An 18,454-nucleotide genomic window follows, 5' to 3' on the forward strand; every position below is an offset into this window, starting at 1 on the left:
ACCCCAGTCCCAAGCCGCCAAGCAACCCCGTGGCGCACGCCATCAATGCGAGCCGAACATACAGATAAGCCGCGGCAAGCAGATAAGGCGCAAGCTAAGCAAAGCAAAGCAAAGCAAGCAAGGCAAAGCAAAGCAAGCAAGCAAGGCAAAGCAAGCAAGGCAAAGCAAGCAAAGCAAGGCAAAGCAAGGCAAAGCAAGGCAAGGCAAGGCAAAGCAAAGCAAGGCAAAGCAAGGCAAAGCAAGGCAAAGCAAAGCAAAGCAAGGCAAAGCCAAGCAAAGCAAAGCCAAGCAAAGCAAAGCAAGGCAAAGCGAGGCGAAGCAAGGCAAAGCGAAGCGAGCCAAAAATGGCAAGCGAAGCAAAGCCATCACCCCCTCCCCCTCGGGGGGAGGGCCGGGGAGGGGGCAACATACCGCCCCTCAGGGGCCCGCCAACCGGAAGGCTGCAAGCAAGCGAAGCGCAGCTCTGCTAGAATTCCGGTTGGCGGGCCCCTCCGCATGGTTCGACGGTGAACCTGGTCAGGTCGGGAACGAAGCAGCCATAGTCGTTTAGGGTCAGTGCCGGAGTAAGGCTCGCCAACCGGATTCTTCAAAGCAAAGGGTCATGATTTCATTTCATGGCCCTTCGCTTTCAAGGGGGACGGGGTTATTTTCCAGGGATTCGTTCCACGGGAATAAGCCCGTCCCCTTTGCATTTCAGCCAGCACGCGAAACAGGCTCTACAATCCAGCCATGACTTATCTGGTACTGGCCCGCAAGTGGCGGCCGAGATCGTTCGATACCCTCGTGGGACAGGATCACGTGGTGCGCGCGCTGACTCATGCGCTCGACACCCAACGCCTGCACCATGCCTGGTTGTTCACCGGCACGCGGGGCGTGGGCAAGACCACGTTGTCCCGCATCCTGGCCAAGTCCCTCAACTGTGAAACCGGCATCACGTCCAAGCCTTGCGGCGTCTGCCGCGCTTGTACAGAGATCGACGCCGGGCGCTTTGTCGACTACCTGGAACTGGACGCGGCCTCGAACCGCGGCGTCGAGGAAATGACGCAGTTGCTGGAGCAGGCGGTGTACGCGCCGGGCGCGGGGCGCTTCAAGGTCTACATGATCGACGAAGTGCACATGCTGACCGGCCACGCCTTCAACGCCATGTTGAAGACGCTGGAAGAACCGCCCCCCCACGTCAAATTCATCCTGGCCACCACGGACCCGCAAAAGATCCCGGTGACGGTGCTGTCGCGCTGCCTGCAATTCAACCTGAAGCAGATGCCGGCCGACTCCATCGTCGGGCACCTTCAAGCCGTGCTCGGCCACGAAGAAGTCGCGTTTGAAGTGCCCGCCCTGCGCCTGATCGGCCAGGCTGCTCAAGGCTCCATGCGCGATGCGCTGTCGCTGACCGACCAAGCCATTGCCTATAGCGCCGGCAACATGACCGAGGACGCCGTGCGCGGCATGCTCGGCACCATCGACCAGCGCCACCTGGTGCGTCTGCTTGACGCCTTGGCCACCGGCGACGCCAAGGGCGTGCTGGCGGTTGCCGACGAGCTTGCCGTGCGCGGGCTGTCGTATGCCGGCGCGTTGGCCGATCTGGCCGTATTGCTGTCGCGGGTTGCGATCGAGCAGCGCGTCACGGGCGTGACGCCTGCTGAAGACCCCTTGGCCGCCGACATTGCGCGGCTGGCGCTGGGCCTGCACCCCGACGCCGTGCAGCTGTTCTATTCCGTAGCGGTACATAGCCGAGGCGAACTGACACTGGCGCCCGACGAGTACGCCGGCTTCATCATGGCCTGCCTGCGCATGCTGGCGTTGAACGGCGATGCCGGTCCGCAGACCGCGCTGGAAGCGCCCGCCACACCCGCCCGCCAGGTGGCGGAGCCGACGGCGGTGGCGGCAGCGACCGCCGAGGACGCGTCGGCCGCGCTGGTTGCGCCGGTTGCGCTTGCCGCGGCTGGTCCTGCTGTCGCTCCGGTAAATGCTGCCGTTGCCGCTACGGCTACCGTAGCCGCTTCCGTTGCTGCTACCGCGACTGCTCCTGTCGCCGCTCCCGCAACTGCTCCTGTTGCTGCTCCCGCAACTGCTCCTGTCGCTGCTCCATCAGCTGCTCCTGTCGCTGCCCCATCAGCTGCTCCTGTCGCTGCCCCATCAGCGGCTCCTGTCGCCGCTCCCGCAGCTGCGTCTGTCACCCCGCCCGCAGCTGCACCCCTGGCCACTCCCGCAGGTGCGCCAATGGCGGTCCCCGCGACGGCTTCGTCGACGAGCCCCGTCGGCCAGGTAGCAGCCGCCGTGAACGCCGACTCGACGGCGGCCGCCGCCTCAGCAGATGGTGTGCCGCCCTGGGAAGACCTGCCTGAAGGCGCTGCACAACCGACAAGCACGGCAGCCTCCGCGCCCGATGCGTCGGGATCGCCGGCCGCCGGTTCGCCGGTCGCCGGTTCGCCGGCCGCCGGATCGCCGGCCGCCGGATCGCCGGCCGCCGGTTCGCCGGTCGTCGCAACGTCTGTCGCCGAAACACCGGCCGCCGAAACATCGTCCGCCGCATCCCCCGCATCCCCCGCCGCGCCCGAGCTTGCTGCCGCCAAGGCCGCGGGGTCTGCCGCGCTGGCGGTGACGCCCGCGGTCGCGGCTGTGCTGGCGACCGCACCTGCCGGGGCTGACCCCGACGGTCCGCCCTCCTGGGTCGACGAAGAAATCCCGTTCGAAGCCGAAGGTGGCTTCGTTCCCGAGAGCGGATTCACATCCGATCCCGACGATGACGGTTTTGAGACGCTGGCCAGCGCTGCGTCCGTTGCGCCTTCTGTTGCGCCGCCCGTGGCCGCCGTCCGCCGTGAGGGCGCTGCCGCGTCGCGCAAGCGTTCGTCGCGCGCCCGCATCGAAGACATGACGCAAGCCGCCTGGCCCGGGCTGGCCGCGACCCTGCCGGTGACCGGCCTGGCCGCCGAACTGGCGCGGCAAAGCGAATGGGCCGGCGTGCAGGGCGATGCCATCATCCTGCGCGTTGCCGTAAAAACGCTGGCCGAAAGCGAAAGCCGGGTTCGCCTGCAAACCGTCTTGTGCGAACATTTCGGGCAGGGCATCCGGCTGGACGTGCAGGTCGGCGTCACCGGCGACGACACGGCGCATGCCGTGGCCAAGGCCGAACGCGCCGCGCGCCAGCAGGCGGCCGAAGACGCGGTGGCCGTCGATCCCTTTGTGCAAGCCTTGTTGGCCGATTTCGGCGGGTATGTCGTGCCCGACTCCATCCGCCACGTTGATCCCCCGGCCGCTGCCTGACGCGGCGGCCGCTCTCTTATTTCCCTCGTTCAAGGAACATCCATCATGATGAAAGGACAACTGGCCGGCCTGATGCGCCAGGCGCAGCAGATGCAGGAAAACATGAAGAAGGCGCAAGACGCGCTGGCTGAAATCCTGGTCGAAGGCGCCTCCGGCGGCGGCCTGGTCAAGGTCACCATGACCTGCCGCCATGACGTCAAGCGCGTCGTGATCGACCCGTCGCTGCTGGGCGACGACAAGGACATGCTGGAAGACCTGGTCGCCGCCGCGTTCAACGACGCGCTGCGCAAGGCCGAAACCACGTCGCAGGAAAAAATGGCGGGCGTCACCGCCGGCATGCCGCTGCCCCCGGGCATGAAGCTGCCGTTCTAAGCAAGGCTGCCCTGGGCTGCAATGGATCCTTTACTGCCTGAACCCGAACCGCTGGTGTCTCTGATCGAGGCGCTTCGTCGCCTGCCCGGCGTCGGCGTCCGATCGGCCCGGCGCATGGCCTATCACCTGCTTCAGCACGACCCGCAAGGGGCGGACATGCTGGGGCGGGCGCTGGCCGGCGCGGTGCGGGATCTGAAACATTGCGCCCGGTGCAACAGCTTTTCTGAAGACGAGGTCTGCGGCACTTGCGCCAATCCCAAGCGCGATCCCTCGCTCTTGTGCATCGTGGAAACGCCGGCCGACCAGAACATGATCGAGTCCAGCCACGGCTACCGTGGCCTGTACTACGTATTGATGGGCCGGGTGGCGCCGCTGGAAGGCATTGGCCCGCGCGAACTGGATTTCGACCGCGTCATCAAGCGCGCCACCGACGGCGTGGTCGCGGAAGTCATCCTGGCCACCAATTTCACGGCGGAAGGCGAGACCACCGCCCACTTCCTGGGCGAAGCGCTGGGCGAACGCGGCCTGCGCGTGACCCGGCTGGCGCGCGGCGTGCCCGCGGGCAGCGAGCTTGAATACGTGGATGCCGGCACCATTGCCTGGGCGCTGATGGAGCGCAAGACCACTTAGCAAGGCAGGGCTCGCAACGTCAAAATAGCCGTCCGGCAATGCATCGGCGCGGCACGAAACGTGAGGAAGACAAACCATGTCAGCGCTGACCGGACTGAAAGTCCTGGAACTCGGCACGCTTATCGCCGGCCCCTTCGCCGCGCGCATCTTCGGCGAATTCGGCGCCGACGTCATCAAGGTGGAAACGCCCCACGGGCCTGACGGCACGGGCGGCGGCGACCCCATCCGCAGCTGGCGCCACCTGCACGAGGGCAATTCGCTCTGGTGGACGGTGCAGGCGCGCAACAAGCAATCCATAGCCCTGAACCTGAAAGACCCGCGCGCGCAGGAAATCGCCCGCAAACTGGCGCTGGACGCCGACGTCGTGGTTGAAAACTACCGGCCGGGCGTGCTGGAAAAGTGGGGCCTGGGCTTTGAGCAATTGCGCGCCATCAACCCGGCGTTGATCATGGTGCGGCTATCCGGTTACGGCCAGACGGGCCCTATGAAAGACCAGCCGGGTTTTGGCGCCATCGGGGAATCCATGGGGGGGCTGCGCTACGTGTCGGGCCACCCCGACCGGCCGCCGCTGCGCGTCGGCATTTCCATCGGCGATTCCATCGCCGCCTTGCATGGCGTGATCGGCGCGATGATGGCGCTGCGCCATCGCGACGCCACGGGCGGGCGCTGGAACGGCCAGACGGGCGAGGCATGCCGGGCGGGGCAGGGCCAGATGGTTGACGTGGCCCTGTACGAAGCCGTGTTCAACATGATGGAAAGCCTGGTGCCCGAATATGACGTGGCCGGCGTGGTGCGCGAGCGCACCGGCGGCGCGCTGCCGGGCATCGTGCCGTCCAACACCTACACCACGCGCGATGGCCAGAACATCGTCATCGCGGGCAATGGCGACGCCATCTTCCACCGCCTGATGCGCGCCATCGGCCGCGACGACCTTGCCGAAGACCCTGATCTGGTGCGCAACGACGGCCGCGCGCGCCGCGTCCTGGAGATCGATGGCGCGATCCAGCAATGGTGCGACGGCCGCAATATCGACGAGGCGCTGGGCACGCTGAAAGCGGCCGATGTGCCGGTCGGCAAGATCTATAGCGTGGCCGACATGTTCAACGATCCGCAGTTCCTGGCGCGCCGCATGATCGAACAACATCGCCTTGCCGACGGCAGCCCCGTCAAGCTTCCCGCAGTGGTTCCCAAGCTGTCTGAAACCCCTGGCCAGACGCGCTGGGTAGGCCCGAAATTAGGGGAACATACCGAGGAAGTCCTGAAATCGCTAGGGTATGATTCAGCGGCTATTGACGAGCTGGCGAAGACCGGCGCTATCGGTAAACCCGACAACTAAGGAGACAACCCAATGTCAGTTACTCGCCGTGAGTTGCTCAAGATCGCCGGCGCCGCCGGCGTCATGAGCCTGGCGCCCGCCATCGTGCGTGCACAAAAACTGGAAAAGACCAAGGTGCAGATCGCCGTCGGCGGCAAGCCCCTGATCTACTATCTTCCGCTGTCCATCGCCGAAGCACGCGGCTACTTCAAGGACGAAGGGCTGGACGTCAGCATCGCGGACTTTGCCGGCGGCTCGAAGGCCCTGCAAGCCGTGGTCGGCGGCAGCGCCGATGTCGTGTCGGGCGCGTTCGAACACACCTTGTCGATTCAGTCCAAGGGTCAGGCTTACCGCGCCTTCGTGCTGCAAGGCCGCGCGCCGATGATCGGCGTTGGCGTGTCCAAGAAGAACCTGCCCAACTACAAGGGCCCGGCCGACCTCAAGGGCAAGAAGATCGGCGTGACCGCGCCCGGCTCGTCCACCAACATGGTGGTCAGCTTCTTCCTGGCCAAGCACGGGCTGAAGGCATCGGACGTTTCCATCATCGGCGTGGGCGCGGGCGCCGGCGCGGTGACCGCGCTGCGCAGTGGCCAGATCGACGCCATCTCCAACACCGACCCCGTGGTGTCGATGTTGGAAATGCCGGGCGATATCCAGATCATTGTCGACACGCGCACGTTGAAGGACACCCAGGACATCTTCGGTGGCAACATGCCCGCCGGTTGCCTGTACGCGCCGCAAGCGTTCATCGACGCCAACCCCAACACCACCCAGGCGCTGACCAACGCCCTGGTGCGCGCCGACAAATGGATTCAAAAGGCAGGCCCCGACGAGATCGCCAAGATCGTGCCGGAAACCTACCTGCTGGGCGATCCGGCCGTATACAAGGCCGCCATTTCGAAGAGCCTGGAAGGCCTGTCGCCCAACGGCATGATTCCCGAGGACGGCGCCGCCACCGCGCTCAAGGCGCTGGCCGCCTACCAAGCGGATTTCGACGGCTCGAAGATTGATCCGTCCAAGGTCTGGACCAACGATTTCGCGCGTCGCGCCAACGAGAAGTACGCCAATGGCTGAAGCCGCACTATCGCTGGAAAATATCAGTTGCACCTTTGTTTCGCGCGACGACCGGTCGCAGCGCTACACCGCCGTCAGCGACACGACCCTGGCCATCGCGCCAGGGGAGTTCGTGTCGGTGGTGGGCCCGACCGGCTGCGGCAAATCCACCCTGCTTAACGTCGGCGCCGGCTTGCTGGCGCCGTCCAGCGGGCAGGTAAAGGTTTTTGGTGAACCGCTGTCGGGCATCAATTCGCGCGCCGGCTACATGTTCCAGGGCGAGGCGCTTTTGCCCTGGCGCAGCGCGCTGGATAACGTGGTTGCCGGCCTGGACTTCGCGGGCGTGCCACGCCCCGAAGCGCTGGAACGCGGCCGCGAATGGATGCGGCGCGTGGGCCTGGGCGGCTTTGAAAGCCGCTATCCGCACCAGATGTCGGGCGGCATGCGCAAGCGTGCCATGCTGGCCCAGACGCTGATCCGCGACCCCGACATCATCCTCATGGACGAGCCGTTCTCGGCGCTGGATATCCAGACGCGCCAGTTGATGGAAAACGAGGTCCTGGACTTGTGGATGGCCAAGCGCAAGGCCGTGCTGTTCATCACGCACGACCTGGACGAAGCCATTGCCATGAGCGACCGCGTGATCGTGTTGTCTGCCGGCCCCGGCACGCACCCAATCGGGGAATTCGCCATAGACCTGCCGCGTCCGCGCGACGTGGCAGAGGTACGCGCCCATCCGCGCTTCGTTGAACTGCATTCGGCCATCTGGGCCGTGCTGCGCGAAGAAGTGCTCAAGGGCTATGCCCAACAGAAGCGAGCCTGAGGTATGTCGAAGTCATTCAAATCCGGTTCCGCCAGCCTGCGCTTCTGGCAACTGCTGCTGCTGGTCGTCATCCTGGGCGTCTGGCATTTTGCGTCGCGCGATTCCAAGGTGGCGTTCTTCTTTGGCGAACCGCTGAAAGTCTGGGGCCGCATCTGGGCCTGGTTCGTCACCAATGCCGACATCTACACGCACTTGTGGGTGACCCTGACCGAAACGGTGCTGGCGTTTTTCATCGGCACCATCGCGGGCCTGGGCTTTGGGTTGTGGCTGGGGCTGTCGCCGCGCGCCAGCGCCATCCTTGACCCCTACATCAAGGCCGCGAACTCGATGCCGCGCGTCATCCTGGCACCCATCTTCGGCATGTGGTTCGGGCTGGGCATCTGGTCCAAGGTAGCGCTGGCCGTCACGCTGGTGTTCTTCATCGTGTTTTTCAACGTCTACCAGGGCGTGCGCGAAGTCAGCCCCACCTTGCTGGACAACGCCCGCATGCTGGGCGCGCGCAAGCGCCAACTGCTGCGTCATGTCTACCTGCCGTCGGCCACCAGCTGGGTGTTTTCCAGCCTGCATACGTCGGTGGGCCTGGCGTTCGTGGGCGCGGTGGTGGGTGAATACCTGGGATCGGCAAGCGGCGTCGGGTACCTGATCCTGCAAGCCGAAGGCACGTTCGACGTGAACACCGTGTTCGCGGGCATTGTGGTGTTGACGGCGTTTGCGCTGGTGCTGGACTACATCGTCGGCATCGGTGAAAAGCGCTTGATGAAGTGGCAGCCCAAGTCGGGCGAAACCGAAAAGCTGTAGTCAGTCGGTCAGCCAGTCATTCAGCCGGCGCTGCGCACCTGTCAGGTTCAGGTTCGCAGCGCTTGCCGGCTGTGCAGCCAGACCGTCAGGCTGTCGAAGGCGTCGCGCGCGCCTTGCAAGGCGTGGGCTTCGCGCCCCTGGGCGCCGGCCTCGCTGTCCAGATGCTCCAGAAACGCTTTCCACATCGGCCCCAGGTTTTCGCCATAACCGCGCAGATAGCGCAGCGGCAGGGCGGGGCTGATATCAGCCAGCTGCCGGGCCAGAAAGCGTCCGCCCAGCTGCGATCCTTCCACCACATAGGCCACGCCCAGTGCGTAGGCGTCGGCGGCGGTTACGCAAGGCGCGTCGGGGCAGTGCGCCACGGATGCGGCGTCGCCGGCCGCGGCCAGGTCGGCACGTATCCAGTCGCTTTTGCCGGCGCGAGCGTGGGCTTGCAAGCTGTCAGGCCACTCCAGCTGCCACAGGCGGCGCTCCAGCGGCTCCAACCAGCCCAGCAATGCGCGCAGATAGTTCAGATAGCCTTCGCGGTCCAGCTCGCCGCTGGTCAGGGCCAGCCCTTGATCCAGCGTTTCGTGCCTGTCACGCGTGCCGTCGCGCAGCACCTGGTGCACCGGTGAAATCATGGGCGGTTGCTCATGCTTGGGCAGGGGGCGTGGGCAGATGCAACGACCAGCATTGCGCCTGCCGCTCCAGTCGCCAGCCTGATGCCGCCGCCAGCAGTTCAATGTCCGCGGGCGGAAAGGCGGTGGGGGGGGTGGGAGTGGCGTCGGCCGGGGCGGTGTCGGCCTGCGCGGGGAAATGGGCGTGCCACGCGTCGGCCCGGGAACAGTCCAGCGTCAACGCGGCATCCGGCGGCAGCGTGGACAGCAGGCTCAACAGCCAGGCCAGCAACAGATACCGCGAAGTGTATTGCGGCACCTGCAAATCCACGACGTCTTCGGGCCACACGATGCTGTGCCGGGACAACAGCAGATGCGAGAACATCAGCTTGCGGCATTCGCGCAATAGCGTCTGCGTCGACGTAATTGCGCCGCTATCCAGCAGCCATTGATCCAGCTCGCGCACGATGGTGACGCTGTCTTCCAGCATGCCCGTCAAGTCGCCCGCCAGGCGTTGGCAACGTTGCTGCAAGGTATCGGCATCGGCGCCTTCGGGGCTTTGGCGCAGCATCGCCGCGGCCAGCGTGGCGTTGGACAAGGGGCCGACAACTTCGTGGCGCAGCACGGGGAACACCTGCGCCAGCACTTTGAACCGCACGCCCTGGGCCGCCAGGGCATTCATGGGATTAACCATCGACATGGCGGCCTCAGTGGGCTTGCCGCAGGATGGCCAGCAGCGCGTCGGGGTCCGCGGGCTTTTCGATCCAGCCATTGAACATGCCGTCTTCATCGCGGCGCTCGTGGCGGGCCAGGCCGCTTAGCGCGTAGATGCGCGGAGATTCGGTGCGCGCGCGCAGCCGCGTTGCCAGCTCATAGCCGTCCATGTCGGGCAGCAGGATGTCCACCAACACGGCCTCGGGCCTGAAGCTGTCGACCATTTCCAAAGCGGCTTCGCCTGTGGGGGCGCAGCGTGTTTCCACGCCTGACAGCGCCAGGAATTCGGCTAGTAACTCCGAGCCCATTTCATTGTCGTCAACCAGCAGGACGCGAACTGCGCGCACTTCGTTCAAAAGGTTCTCCAAGCTTCAGGGGGTAGATGCGGCGCGGGATTCGCGCGGCAGTCTTACCGTAAAAACGACCAGGCCATCCCGGCACTGAACCGTGATGTCGCCGTCATGGCCGCGCACCACTTGTTCGGCGATGTATAGCCCTAGCCCCAAGCCATTGCGGTTACGCGCATGGCCGAGCGATTCAGGTTTGAACGGCGAAAACAGGTGCGCCAGCACTTCAGGTGCAATGGGCGCGCCATGGTTGGTGACCTGCAATTCTATGTGGTCGCCGTCTTGCCGTGCGCGCACCAGGATGGGCTGTCGGGGCGCGCCATGCTGTCGCGCGTTGCTCATCAGGTTGGTCACGACCTGAGCGATGCGGTCGGTGTCCGCCATCAGCGCGAGTCCGGGTTGTACGTCGGGCTCGATGCGCAGGCCGGGGTAGGCCTGGCGCTTTTCCTCGATCAGGCCGTTGACCAGGTCGCTAAGCTTGCACCGGCCTTTTTCGATACCCAGGCCCATGCCGCCCTGTAGGCGCGACAAATCCAGCACTTGCGAGATCAGGCGTTGCATGCGGCCGCTGGAGTATCGGATGCGTTCGCCCATGCGCGCACCCGAATCGGTTTTGGACAGCAGCGTGGCCGCCATCGAAATCGATTGCAGCGGGTCGCGCAGATCATGGCCCAGCATGGCCAGCAGCGCGGTGCGGGCCCGGTCCACGTCGGCGGCGCGGCTGGTGGCGATGTGGGAAAGTTCGTCGCGCAGGTTGTCGGCGGCGTCCAGTTCGCCCGGCAGCCACGATGTGCTGGTATTGCGCACCACTTCGCGCCAGGCCTCGAACGATCCGCGCGGCGTCAGGCGTGGCCCTTGGCTGCCCACGGCGTATTGCTTTTCGGGTTTGCCGCCCCACACCAGCGTTTCAACCTGCTCTTTGCGCAGCCAGATCAGCCAGCCGTTGTTCATGGGGTCGAATTTGCATGCCAAGAGGCCGGCGTACGGCACCAGATCGGTTTGCAGTTCGGGGTAGTCGCGCGCGATGTTGTCGGTGTGGACGACGCGCTGTCCGCTTTGGTCCAGGGCGCACAGGATCCCCGCCAGCTCCCCGCGCGGCGCAATGCCGCCGAACACGGTGACGCTGTTGCCCCACAGGCACAGCGCGGCGTCGCTAGGGATCAGCGAGGCGGGCGTTTCCGGGCCGCTGGACAAGGCCAGGTGCAGGTTTTCCGACGCCGACACCCGTTCGGTCAGTTCACTGACCAGCGCGGCGTTGCGGCGGGCTTGCGCCGCGCGTTCGGCGCCTTCGATGTTGGCCACCGCGGCGGACAGCACCTGCGCCATCGCCTCGCAAGCCAGCCGGGCGGGGTAGGGGATCGGGCGCGGTGCATGGTGGTGACACGCGATCATGCCCCACAGCTTGCCCTCGATCACCAGCGACAGGCTCATCGAAGCCTGCACGCCCATGTTCGCCATGTATTCCAGATGAATAGGCGACACGCTGCGCAAGACTGAAAAGCTCATGTCCAGCGGCTTGGCGCTGGCCGACGGCGCGCCGCGTACCCGCACGGGGGCGTATCGCGCGTCCGCAATCTGGCGCAGCGTATTCACGGTGTACAGCCGGCGCGCCTGCGCGGGGATGTCACCGGCGGGGTAGCGGCGACCGACCCAGTCTTCCAGCGTTTCGTGGCGCTCTTCGGCAACGATTTCGCCGCTGTCGTCGGGATGAAAGCGGTAAGCCATTACCCGGTCGAAGCCGGTTGCGCGGCGCACTTCCCGCACGGCGCACTCCAGCAAGCCGGCGATATCGCGTTGGCGCCTGACGCGTTCAATGCTGCGGTAAATGCGCGCCGGGTCCGCCATATCCGCGTCTGTTGAAACCCGCAGTTCCAACTCCACGATAGTCAGCCCATCGCTGTTGCGATGACCGATGACGTCGAACATGGCGCCGTTCAAGGACAGCGTCAGGGGGTCGAAGATGGGATCGGGGTCGTCCAGCCAAGCGGGCAGGCAATGCGCCAGGCTGGGAGGCAGCGCGCCCGCGGGGCAGCACTGGCCCAGCGTCAACGGCGCGCCAAGCACGGCGGGGGCGTTTTCGCTGGCAAACTGCAAAATGCCATCCGAGTCGAACGCCAGCAACGCGCCCAACGGCTGAATAGCGCCCGGAATATGGATGGGTTCGCTATCGCAATTGGCGAGCGTGACGGGTGTTGGGGATTGGGTCGGCGCATTCATTGTGGGTGGGGTACCTGGGACGCGCAATGAGCTGTCATTATGTCAAATATATTGTATGAATGTATGCATTTGCAGCCCTGTCACCTATCTGGAGCTTCCATGGCCCGTCTTGCCTACGCCGATCTATCTCATCCCGACGCACGTCCCCTGGTGGAGCGCATCGTTGCAGAGCGCGGCAGTGTGCTTCATCTGTACCAAATGCTGCTGCACAGCCCCGCAGTCGCCGGCGGCTGGTTGAACTATCTGACTTCCATCCGGCAACTGAGCAGCTTGCCGGGAGACCTGCGCGAACTGGTCATCATGCGCGTTGCCGCGCTTAACGGCGCGCCTTACGAGGCCGATCAGCACGCGCCGATCGCACTGCGGGAAGGCGTGTCGCAGGCCCAGCTGGATGCGCTGGGCGATTGGGAAAACTCAGCGCTGTTCGACTCGCGCCAAAAAGCCGTGTTGGCCTACACCGACGCCATGACGCGCCATGTACAGGTGCCGCAGCCCGTGTTTGATGCTGCCCGCGCCGCCATGGGCTCGGAAAAACTCATTGTCGAACTGACCGCGACGGTGGCGGCCTACAACATGGTGTCGCGCTTTTTGGAAGCGTTGCAGGTGCATTCGGAGGATCACCGCTAAGGCCACCATCCAGCAGGCCAACGGGTACGTCAGCAAGTTGCGTGCCCAAAACTTCGGGCACGCGATTTGTTTGCGCAGTGCTGTGGGGTCAGCGGCGCTGCGCGTCGATCAGCGCATCCAGTTTCACGGCGTCGGCGACGAACAGGCGGATGCCTTCGGACAGTTTCTCGCTGGCCATCGCATCGTCATTGAGCAGCGTGCGGAAGCTGACTTCGTCCGCGCCGATACGGTCGATCGCCGGGCCCGTGTCGTCCGCGCGCAGTTGCGCCGGCGCATCGCCTTGCGTGCCGGCCAGCCGGTTGAGCAGGTCCGGGCTGATGGTCAGCAGATCGCACCCCGTCAGCGCAAGGATCTGGCCCACGTTGCGGAAGCTGGCGCCCATGATTTCGGTAGAAATGTCGTGCTGTTTGTAATACCGGTAGATGCGCGTCACCGACAGCACGCCCGGATCCCGCGGACCGGCGTTGTCCGCTTCGACCCACGCGGCGCCGGCGCTTTTCTTATGCCAGTCATAGATTCGGCCAACAAAGGGCGAGATCAGCTGCACGCGCGCATCGGCGCAGGCGACGGCCTGGGGCAGCGAAAACAGCAGCGTCAGATTGCAGCGCACGCCTTCGGCTTGCAGGGCGCGCGCGGCCTGGATGCCTTCCCAGGTGGACGCAATCTTGATCAGCACGCGCTCGCGCGGCACGCCGGCGGCTTCGTACAGGGCGATCAGGCCACGCGCGCGCTCGATGGTGGCGCGAGTGTCGAACGACAGGCGCGCATCGACTTCGGTCGAGACGCGGCCCGGCACGATGTTCAAAATGGCGCGGCCGAAGGCGACCAGCAGGCGGTCGACCAGCTCGGGCGCCGAGGCGCCCTGGTGATCGCGCACGGTCTGTTCCAGCAGGGGGCGATAGGCCTCTTGCTGGACGGCTTTCAGAATAAGGGACGGGTTGGTGGTGGCGTCCGTGGGACGCAACGCCTTCATCGCTTCGAAATCCCCGGTGTCGGCGACAACGGTGGTGTGATTGCGCAGGGCGTCAAGTTGGCTGGACATGGACAAGTAACGGCTCACGACGGCTAGGGTTGAAGGTTCGTTAGCGTATCACTGCCGTGGGCGTGTGGCCGTCAGCCAGGAGTGGGAGGGCGGGGGGAGAATCGCCATCCTGGCCTTATTTGGCGCGGTTCGCCGGGGAATTGGTCCGGTCAAGGTATAATCCGAAGGTTTGATTATCGATTCTAAAACCGGGGTTTACTGTGCTGCCGCAACTTTTTCCCGAGGGGATCAACCGCTTCCCTCCTGCAATTCTGGCTCTGGCGGACGGTACCATTTTTCGAGGCGTGTCGATCGGTGCGCCTGGGGCTACCGTTGCCGAAGTGGTGTTCAACACCGCGATGACCGGGTACCAGGAAATTCTCACCGATCCCAGCTATAGCGGTCAGATCGTTACGCTGACCTATCCGCACATTGGCAACACCGGCGTCAACGCCGAAGACGTGGAAGCCAATCGCGTCTATGCCGCCGGACTCGTGGTCCGCGACTGTCCCGCCCGCGTGTCGAACTTCCGTTCCACGCAATCCCTGCCCGACTATCTGGCCGCGCAGGGCATCGTCGCCATTTCCGGCATCGACACCCGCAAGCTCACCCGCATCCTGCGAGAAAAAGGCGCCCAGGGCGGCTGCATCTTCGTGGGCACCGATGCTGAACGCGCCGTTGAAATGGCCAAGGGCTTTGCCGGCATGGCGGGCCAGGATCTGGCCAAGGACGTGTCGCAAAAATCCACCACCGAATGGACCGAAGGCACGTGGCAACTGGGCGAGGGTTTCTCCAAGCCCGACCAGTCCAAGTTCCACGTCGTTGCCTACGACTACGGCATCAAGACCAACATCCTGCGCCTGCTGGCGGACCGTGGCTGCCGCTTGACGGTGGTGCCGGCGCAAACCAGCGCCGAAGAAGTCCTGAAGCTCAACCCTGACGGCGTGTTCCTGTCCAACGGCCCCGGCGACCCCGAGCCCTGCGACTACGCCATCGACGCCACGCGCGTGTTCCTGGACAAGAAGCTGCCGGTCTTCGGCATCTGCCTGGGCCATCAGATCATGGGCCTGGCCGTGGGCGGCAAGACGCTCAAGATGAAGACGGGCCACCACGGCGCGAACCACCCCGTGCAAGACCTCCAGTCCAAGCGCGTGTTCATCACCAGCCAGAACCACGGCTTCGCGGTCGACGCGGCCAGCCTGCCAGCCAATGCGCGCGTGACGCACGTGTCGCTGTTTGACGGCACGTTGCAGGGCTTCGAGCTCACCGACCGCCCGGCCTTCTGCTTCCAGGGTCACCCCGAAGCCAGCCCGGGTCCGCACGACATCCTTGAACTGTTCGACAAGTTCATCGACCTGATGTCCGGCCAAAAGTAAAGATTGCATCATGCCCAAGCGTACAGACCTAAAAAGCATACTCATCATCGGCGCCGGCCCCATCATCATCGGGCAGGCTTGCGAATTCGATTATTCCGGCGCACAGGCGTGCAAGGCGCTCAAGGCCGAGGGTTACCGCACCATCCTGGTGAACAGCAACCCCGCCACGATCATGACGGACCCGGAAACGGCCGACGTCACCTACATCGAGCCCATCACCTGGCAAGCCGTTGAAAAGATCATCGAGCGTGAAAAGCCCGATGCGCTGCTGCCCACCATGGGCGGCCAGACCGCGCTGAACTGCGCACTGGACCTGGCCCACCACGGCGTGCTCAAAAAGTACAACGTGGAACTGATCGGCGCGAACGAACACGCCATCGAAAAGGCCGAAGACCGCCAGAAGTTCAAGCAGGCCATGACCGACATCGGCCTGGAATCGGCCAAGTCGGGCGTGGCCCACAGCATGGACGAAGCCTGGGAAGTGCAGCGCCGCATTGCCGCCGAAGTGGGCACGTCCGGCTTCCCCGCCGTGATCCGCCCCAGCTTCACCATGGGTGGTTCGGGCGGCGGTATCGCCTACAACGCCGAAGAATTCGAAACGATCTGCCGTCGCGGCCTGGAAGCCTCGCCGACCAACGAACTGCTGATCGAAGAATCCTTGCTGGGCTGGAAGGAATTCGAGATGGAAGTGGTCCGCGACAAGGCGGATAACTGCATCATCGTCTGCTCGATCGAAAACCTGGACCCGATGGGCGTGCACACCGGTGACTCGATCACCGTGGCGCCGGCCCAGACGCTGACCGACAAGGAATACCAGATCATGCGTAATGCATCGATCGCGGTATTGCGCGAGATCGGCGTGGACACGGGCGGCTCGAACGTGCAGTTTGCCGTCAACCCGAAGAACGGCCGGATGATCGTCATCGAGATGAACCCGCGCGTGTCGCGTTCGTCGGCGCTGGCATCCAAGGCTACCGGCTTTCCCATCGCCAAGGTCGCCGCGCGCCTGGCCGTGGGTTACACGCTGGACGAGCTCAAGAACGAAATCACCGGCGGCGCCACGCCGGCCTCGTTCGAACCGTCGATCGACTACGTCGTCACCAAGGTGCCGCGTTTCGCCTTCGAAAAATTCCCCACCGCCGACGCGCGCCTGACCACCCAGATGAAGTCCGTGGGTGAAGTCATGGCCATCGGCCGCACCTTCCAGGAATCGTTCCAGAAGGCGCTGCGCGGTCTGGAAGTGGGCGTTGACGGCCTGAACCAGAAAACCACCGACCGCGAAAAGCTGCAAGTCGAACTGGGCGAGCCCGGTCCGGAGCGCATCTGGTACGTGGGCGATGCCTTTGCGCAGGGCTTCACGCTGGACGAAGTGCACAACATCACGCACATCGACCCGTGGTTCCTGTCGCAGATCAAGGAAATCGTCGACATCGAACTGGCGCTGGAACAAAAGACGCTGGCCGACCTGGACTACGCCACCTTGTGGGAACTGAAGCGCCGCGGTTTCTCGGACCGCCGCCTGGCCTTCCTGCTGGATTCGGCTGAATCCGAAGTGCGCAAGCTGCGTCACCAGTTGAACGTGCGCCCGGTCTACAAGCGCGTGGACACCTGCGCCGCCGAATTCGCCACCCGCACCGCGTACATGTATTCCACGTACGAAGAAGAGTGCGAATCCGCGCCCACCGATCGCAAGAAGATCATCGTGCTGGGCGGTGGCCCGAACCGTATCGGTCAAGGCATCGAATTCGACTACTGCTGCGTGCACGCCGCGCTGGCGCTGCGTGAAGACGGGTACGAGACCATCATGGTCAACTGCAACCCGGAAACCGTGTCCACTGACTACGACACGTCCGATCGCCTGTACTTCGAACCGCTGACCTTGGAAGACGTGCTGGAAATCGTCCACAAGGAAAACCCGGTCGGCATGATCGTCCAGTACGGCGGCCAGACGCCGTTGAAGCTGGCGCGCGCCCTGGAAGCCAACGGCGTGCCCATCATCGGCACCAGCCCGGAATCCATCGACGTTGCCGAAGATCGCGAACGCTTCCAGAAGCTGCTGAACAAGCTGGGCCTGCGTCAACCGCCCAACCGCACCGCGCGCACGGAAGGCGAGGCCCTGGCCCACGCCACCGAGATCGGCTACCCGCTGGTCGTGCGTCCCAGCTACGTGCTGGGCGGTCGCGCCATGGAAATCGTGCATGAACAGCAAGACCTCGAGCGCTACATGCGCGAGGCCGTGAAGGTCAGCAATGACTCGCCCGTGCTGCTGGACCGCTTCCTGAACAACGCCACCGAAGTTGACGTGGACTGCCTGGCCGACGGCGAAACCGTCTTCATCGGCGGCGTCATGGAACACATCGAGCAGGCCGGCGTGCACTCGGGCGACTCGGCTTGCAGCCTGCCGCCTTACTCGCTGTCGGCGGAAGTCATCGCCGAGATCAAGCGCCAGACCACGATGATGGCCAAGGCCTTGAACGTCAGCGGCCTGATGAACGTGCAGTTCGCCATCCAGGGCGGCGACGTCTACGTGCTGGAAGTGAACCCGCGTGCATCGCGCACCGTGCCCTACGTGTCCAAGGCCACCGGCCTGCAATTGGCCAAGATCGCCGCGCGCGCCATGGCCGGCCAGACGCTGGCGGCGCAAGGCATCACCAAGGAAGTCGTGCCGCCTTACTTCTCGGTCAAGGAAGCCGTGTTCCCGTTCGTGAAGTTCCCGGGCGTGGACACCATCCTGGGCCCGGAAATGAAGTCGACCGGCGAAGTGATGGGCGTGGGCATGAGTTTCGGCGAAGCCTTTGTGAAGTCGCAGCTGGCGGCGGGTGTGCGCCTGCCGGAATCCGGCACGGTGTTCATCAGCGTGAAGAACCAGGACAAGCCTCGCGCCGTGGAAGTGGCGCGTGGCCTGCACGCCCTGGGCTTCAAGCTGGTTGCCACGCGCGGCACGGCGGCCGAAATTGAAACCGCTGGCATTCCGGTGCAAGTGGTCAACAAGGTCACCGAAGGCCGTCCGCACATCGTCGACATGGTCAAGAACGGCGAAATCGCGCTGGTCATCAACACCGTCGAAGAACGTCGCAACGCCATCGTCGATTCGCGCACGATCCGTACGCAATCGCTGGCCGCCCGCGTTACCTTCTTCACCACCATCGCCGGCGCCCGCGCCGCGGTCGAAGGCATGCAGTATCTGCGCCAGGGCCTGGGCTTGCAGGTCTACCCGTTGCAGGATCTGCACGCGTCGTTGTCTGCTAACTAAGCCTGTTGATACCTATGCGCAACGGCGCGCGGCGGTGAAGCCCGC

The 18,454-nt window shown here is 64.6% G+C and carries 16 protein-coding genes and 1 other RNA gene; 11 read left to right on the forward strand and 6 right to left on the reverse strand.

Annotated features, from left to right (window positions below):
• Positions 1–94 precede the first annotated feature (94 nt).
• Positions 95–409, reverse strand: a complete 315-nt coding sequence (locus V6F88_RS26055; RefSeq protein ID WP_332613226.1) for a hypothetical protein — start codon at positions 407–409, stop codon at positions 95–97.
• A 71-nt stretch (positions 410–480) separates the two neighbouring features.
• Between V6F88_RS26055 and ffs the strand changes: the two genes are divergently transcribed.
• The 8 genes from ffs (at position 481) to V6F88_RS26095 (ending at position 8,255) form a co-directional block, all read left to right on the forward strand.
• Positions 481–578, forward strand: an RNA gene (gene ffs, locus V6F88_RS26060) — signal recognition particle sRNA small type.
• 151 nt (positions 579–729) lie between these two features.
• Complete coding sequence (gene dnaX / locus V6F88_RS26065) at positions 730–3,264, forward strand: DNA polymerase III subunit gamma/tau (protein ID WP_332613228.1); 2,535 nt, start codon at positions 730–732, stop codon at positions 3,262–3,264.
• Between the two features lie 45 nt (positions 3,265–3,309).
• Positions 3,310–3,636: a YbaB/EbfC family nucleoid-associated protein gene (locus V6F88_RS26070; RefSeq protein ID WP_006221090.1), complete on the forward strand. Its 327-nt coding sequence runs from the start codon at positions 3,310–3,312 to the stop codon at positions 3,634–3,636.
• A 21-nt stretch (positions 3,637–3,657) separates the two neighbouring features.
• Positions 3,658–4,266 carry a recombination mediator RecR gene (gene recR, locus V6F88_RS26075; protein ID WP_046806911.1) on the forward strand — a complete coding sequence of 203 codons (609 nt, stop codon included), beginning with the start codon at positions 3,658–3,660 and terminating at the stop codon, positions 4,264–4,266.
• Positions 4,267–4,342: 76 nt separating this feature from the next.
• A complete protein-coding gene (locus V6F88_RS26080) occupies positions 4,343–5,602 on the forward strand; it encodes a CaiB/BaiF CoA transferase family protein (RefSeq protein ID WP_332613230.1) in 1,260 nt (419 codons plus the stop codon).
• Positions 5,603–5,614: 12 nt separating this feature from the next.
• On the forward strand, positions 5,615–6,655 hold the full coding sequence (locus V6F88_RS26085) for an ABC transporter substrate-binding protein (protein WP_332613232.1): 1,041 nt from the start codon (positions 5,615–5,617) through the stop codon (positions 6,653–6,655).
• Positions 6,648–7,457 (forward strand): ABC transporter ATP-binding protein, encoded by an 810-nt coding sequence (locus V6F88_RS26090; RefSeq protein WP_332613233.1) that lies wholly within the window; start codon positions 6,648–6,650, stop codon positions 7,455–7,457. The genes V6F88_RS26085 and V6F88_RS26090 overlap by 8 nt, the downstream gene beginning before the upstream one ends.
• 3 nt (positions 7,458–7,460) lie before the next feature.
• On the forward strand, positions 7,461–8,255 hold the full coding sequence (locus tag V6F88_RS26095) for an ABC transporter permease (protein ID WP_006222859.1): 795 nt from the start codon (positions 7,461–7,463) through the stop codon (positions 8,253–8,255).
• Positions 8,256–8,302: 47 nt separating this feature from the next.
• On the opposite strand, the gene V6F88_RS26100 is transcribed toward V6F88_RS26095, so the two are convergent.
• The 4 genes from V6F88_RS26100 to V6F88_RS26115 are packed head-to-tail and all read right to left on the reverse strand — an operon-like array spanning position 8,303 to position 12,132.
• The gene (locus V6F88_RS26100) at positions 8,303–8,878 is read right to left on the reverse strand and encodes a biliverdin-producing heme oxygenase (protein WP_332613234.1); all 576 of its coding nucleotides are present in this window, start codon (positions 8,876–8,878) and stop codon (positions 8,303–8,305) included.
• A 10-nt stretch (positions 8,879–8,888) separates the two neighbouring features.
• A complete protein-coding gene (locus V6F88_RS26105; protein WP_332613235.1) occupies positions 8,889–9,536 on the reverse strand; it encodes a hypothetical protein in 648 nt (215 codons plus the stop codon).
• Between the two features lie 25 nt (positions 9,537–9,561).
• Positions 9,562–9,915 carry a response regulator gene (locus tag V6F88_RS26110; protein ID WP_223264912.1) on the reverse strand — a complete coding sequence of 118 codons (354 nt, stop codon included), beginning with the start codon at positions 9,913–9,915 and terminating at the stop codon, positions 9,562–9,564.
• A 24-nt stretch (positions 9,916–9,939) separates the two neighbouring features.
• Entirely contained in the window at positions 9,940–12,132 is a 2,193-nt protein-coding gene (locus V6F88_RS26115; protein WP_332613237.1) for an ATP-binding protein, read from the reverse strand.
• Between the two features lie 99 nt (positions 12,133–12,231).
• Here V6F88_RS26115 and V6F88_RS26120 point away from each other — a divergent pair, with 99 nt between their 5' ends.
• Positions 12,232–12,759: a carboxymuconolactone decarboxylase family protein gene (locus V6F88_RS26120; protein WP_332613238.1), complete on the forward strand. Its 528-nt coding sequence runs from the start codon at positions 12,232–12,234 to the stop codon at positions 12,757–12,759.
• A gap of 88 nt (positions 12,760–12,847) precedes the next feature.
• Here V6F88_RS26120 and tal read toward each other — a convergent pair whose 3' ends face one another.
• Positions 12,848–13,801, reverse strand: coding sequence for a transaldolase (gene tal, locus V6F88_RS26125; RefSeq protein WP_332613239.1), 954 nt, complete (start codon positions 13,799–13,801; stop codon positions 12,848–12,850).
• Positions 13,802–14,001: 200 nt separating this feature from the next.
• Between tal and carA the strand changes: the two genes are divergently transcribed.
• Complete coding sequence (gene carA, locus V6F88_RS26130; RefSeq protein WP_332613241.1) at positions 14,002–15,156, forward strand: glutamine-hydrolyzing carbamoyl-phosphate synthase small subunit; 1,155 nt, start codon at positions 14,002–14,004, stop codon at positions 15,154–15,156.
• A gap of 10 nt (positions 15,157–15,166) precedes the next feature.
• The gene (carB, locus tag V6F88_RS26135) at positions 15,167–18,409 is read left to right on the forward strand and encodes a carbamoyl-phosphate synthase large subunit (RefSeq protein WP_332613242.1); all 3,243 of its coding nucleotides are present in this window, start codon (positions 15,167–15,169) and stop codon (positions 18,407–18,409) included.
• Positions 18,410–18,454 lie beyond the last annotated feature (45 nt).

Origin of the sequence: Achromobacter sp. ESBL13, assembly GCF_036668755.1 — a bacterium.
Taxonomy (GTDB): Bacteria; Pseudomonadota; Gammaproteobacteria; order Burkholderiales; family Burkholderiaceae_B; genus Achromobacter.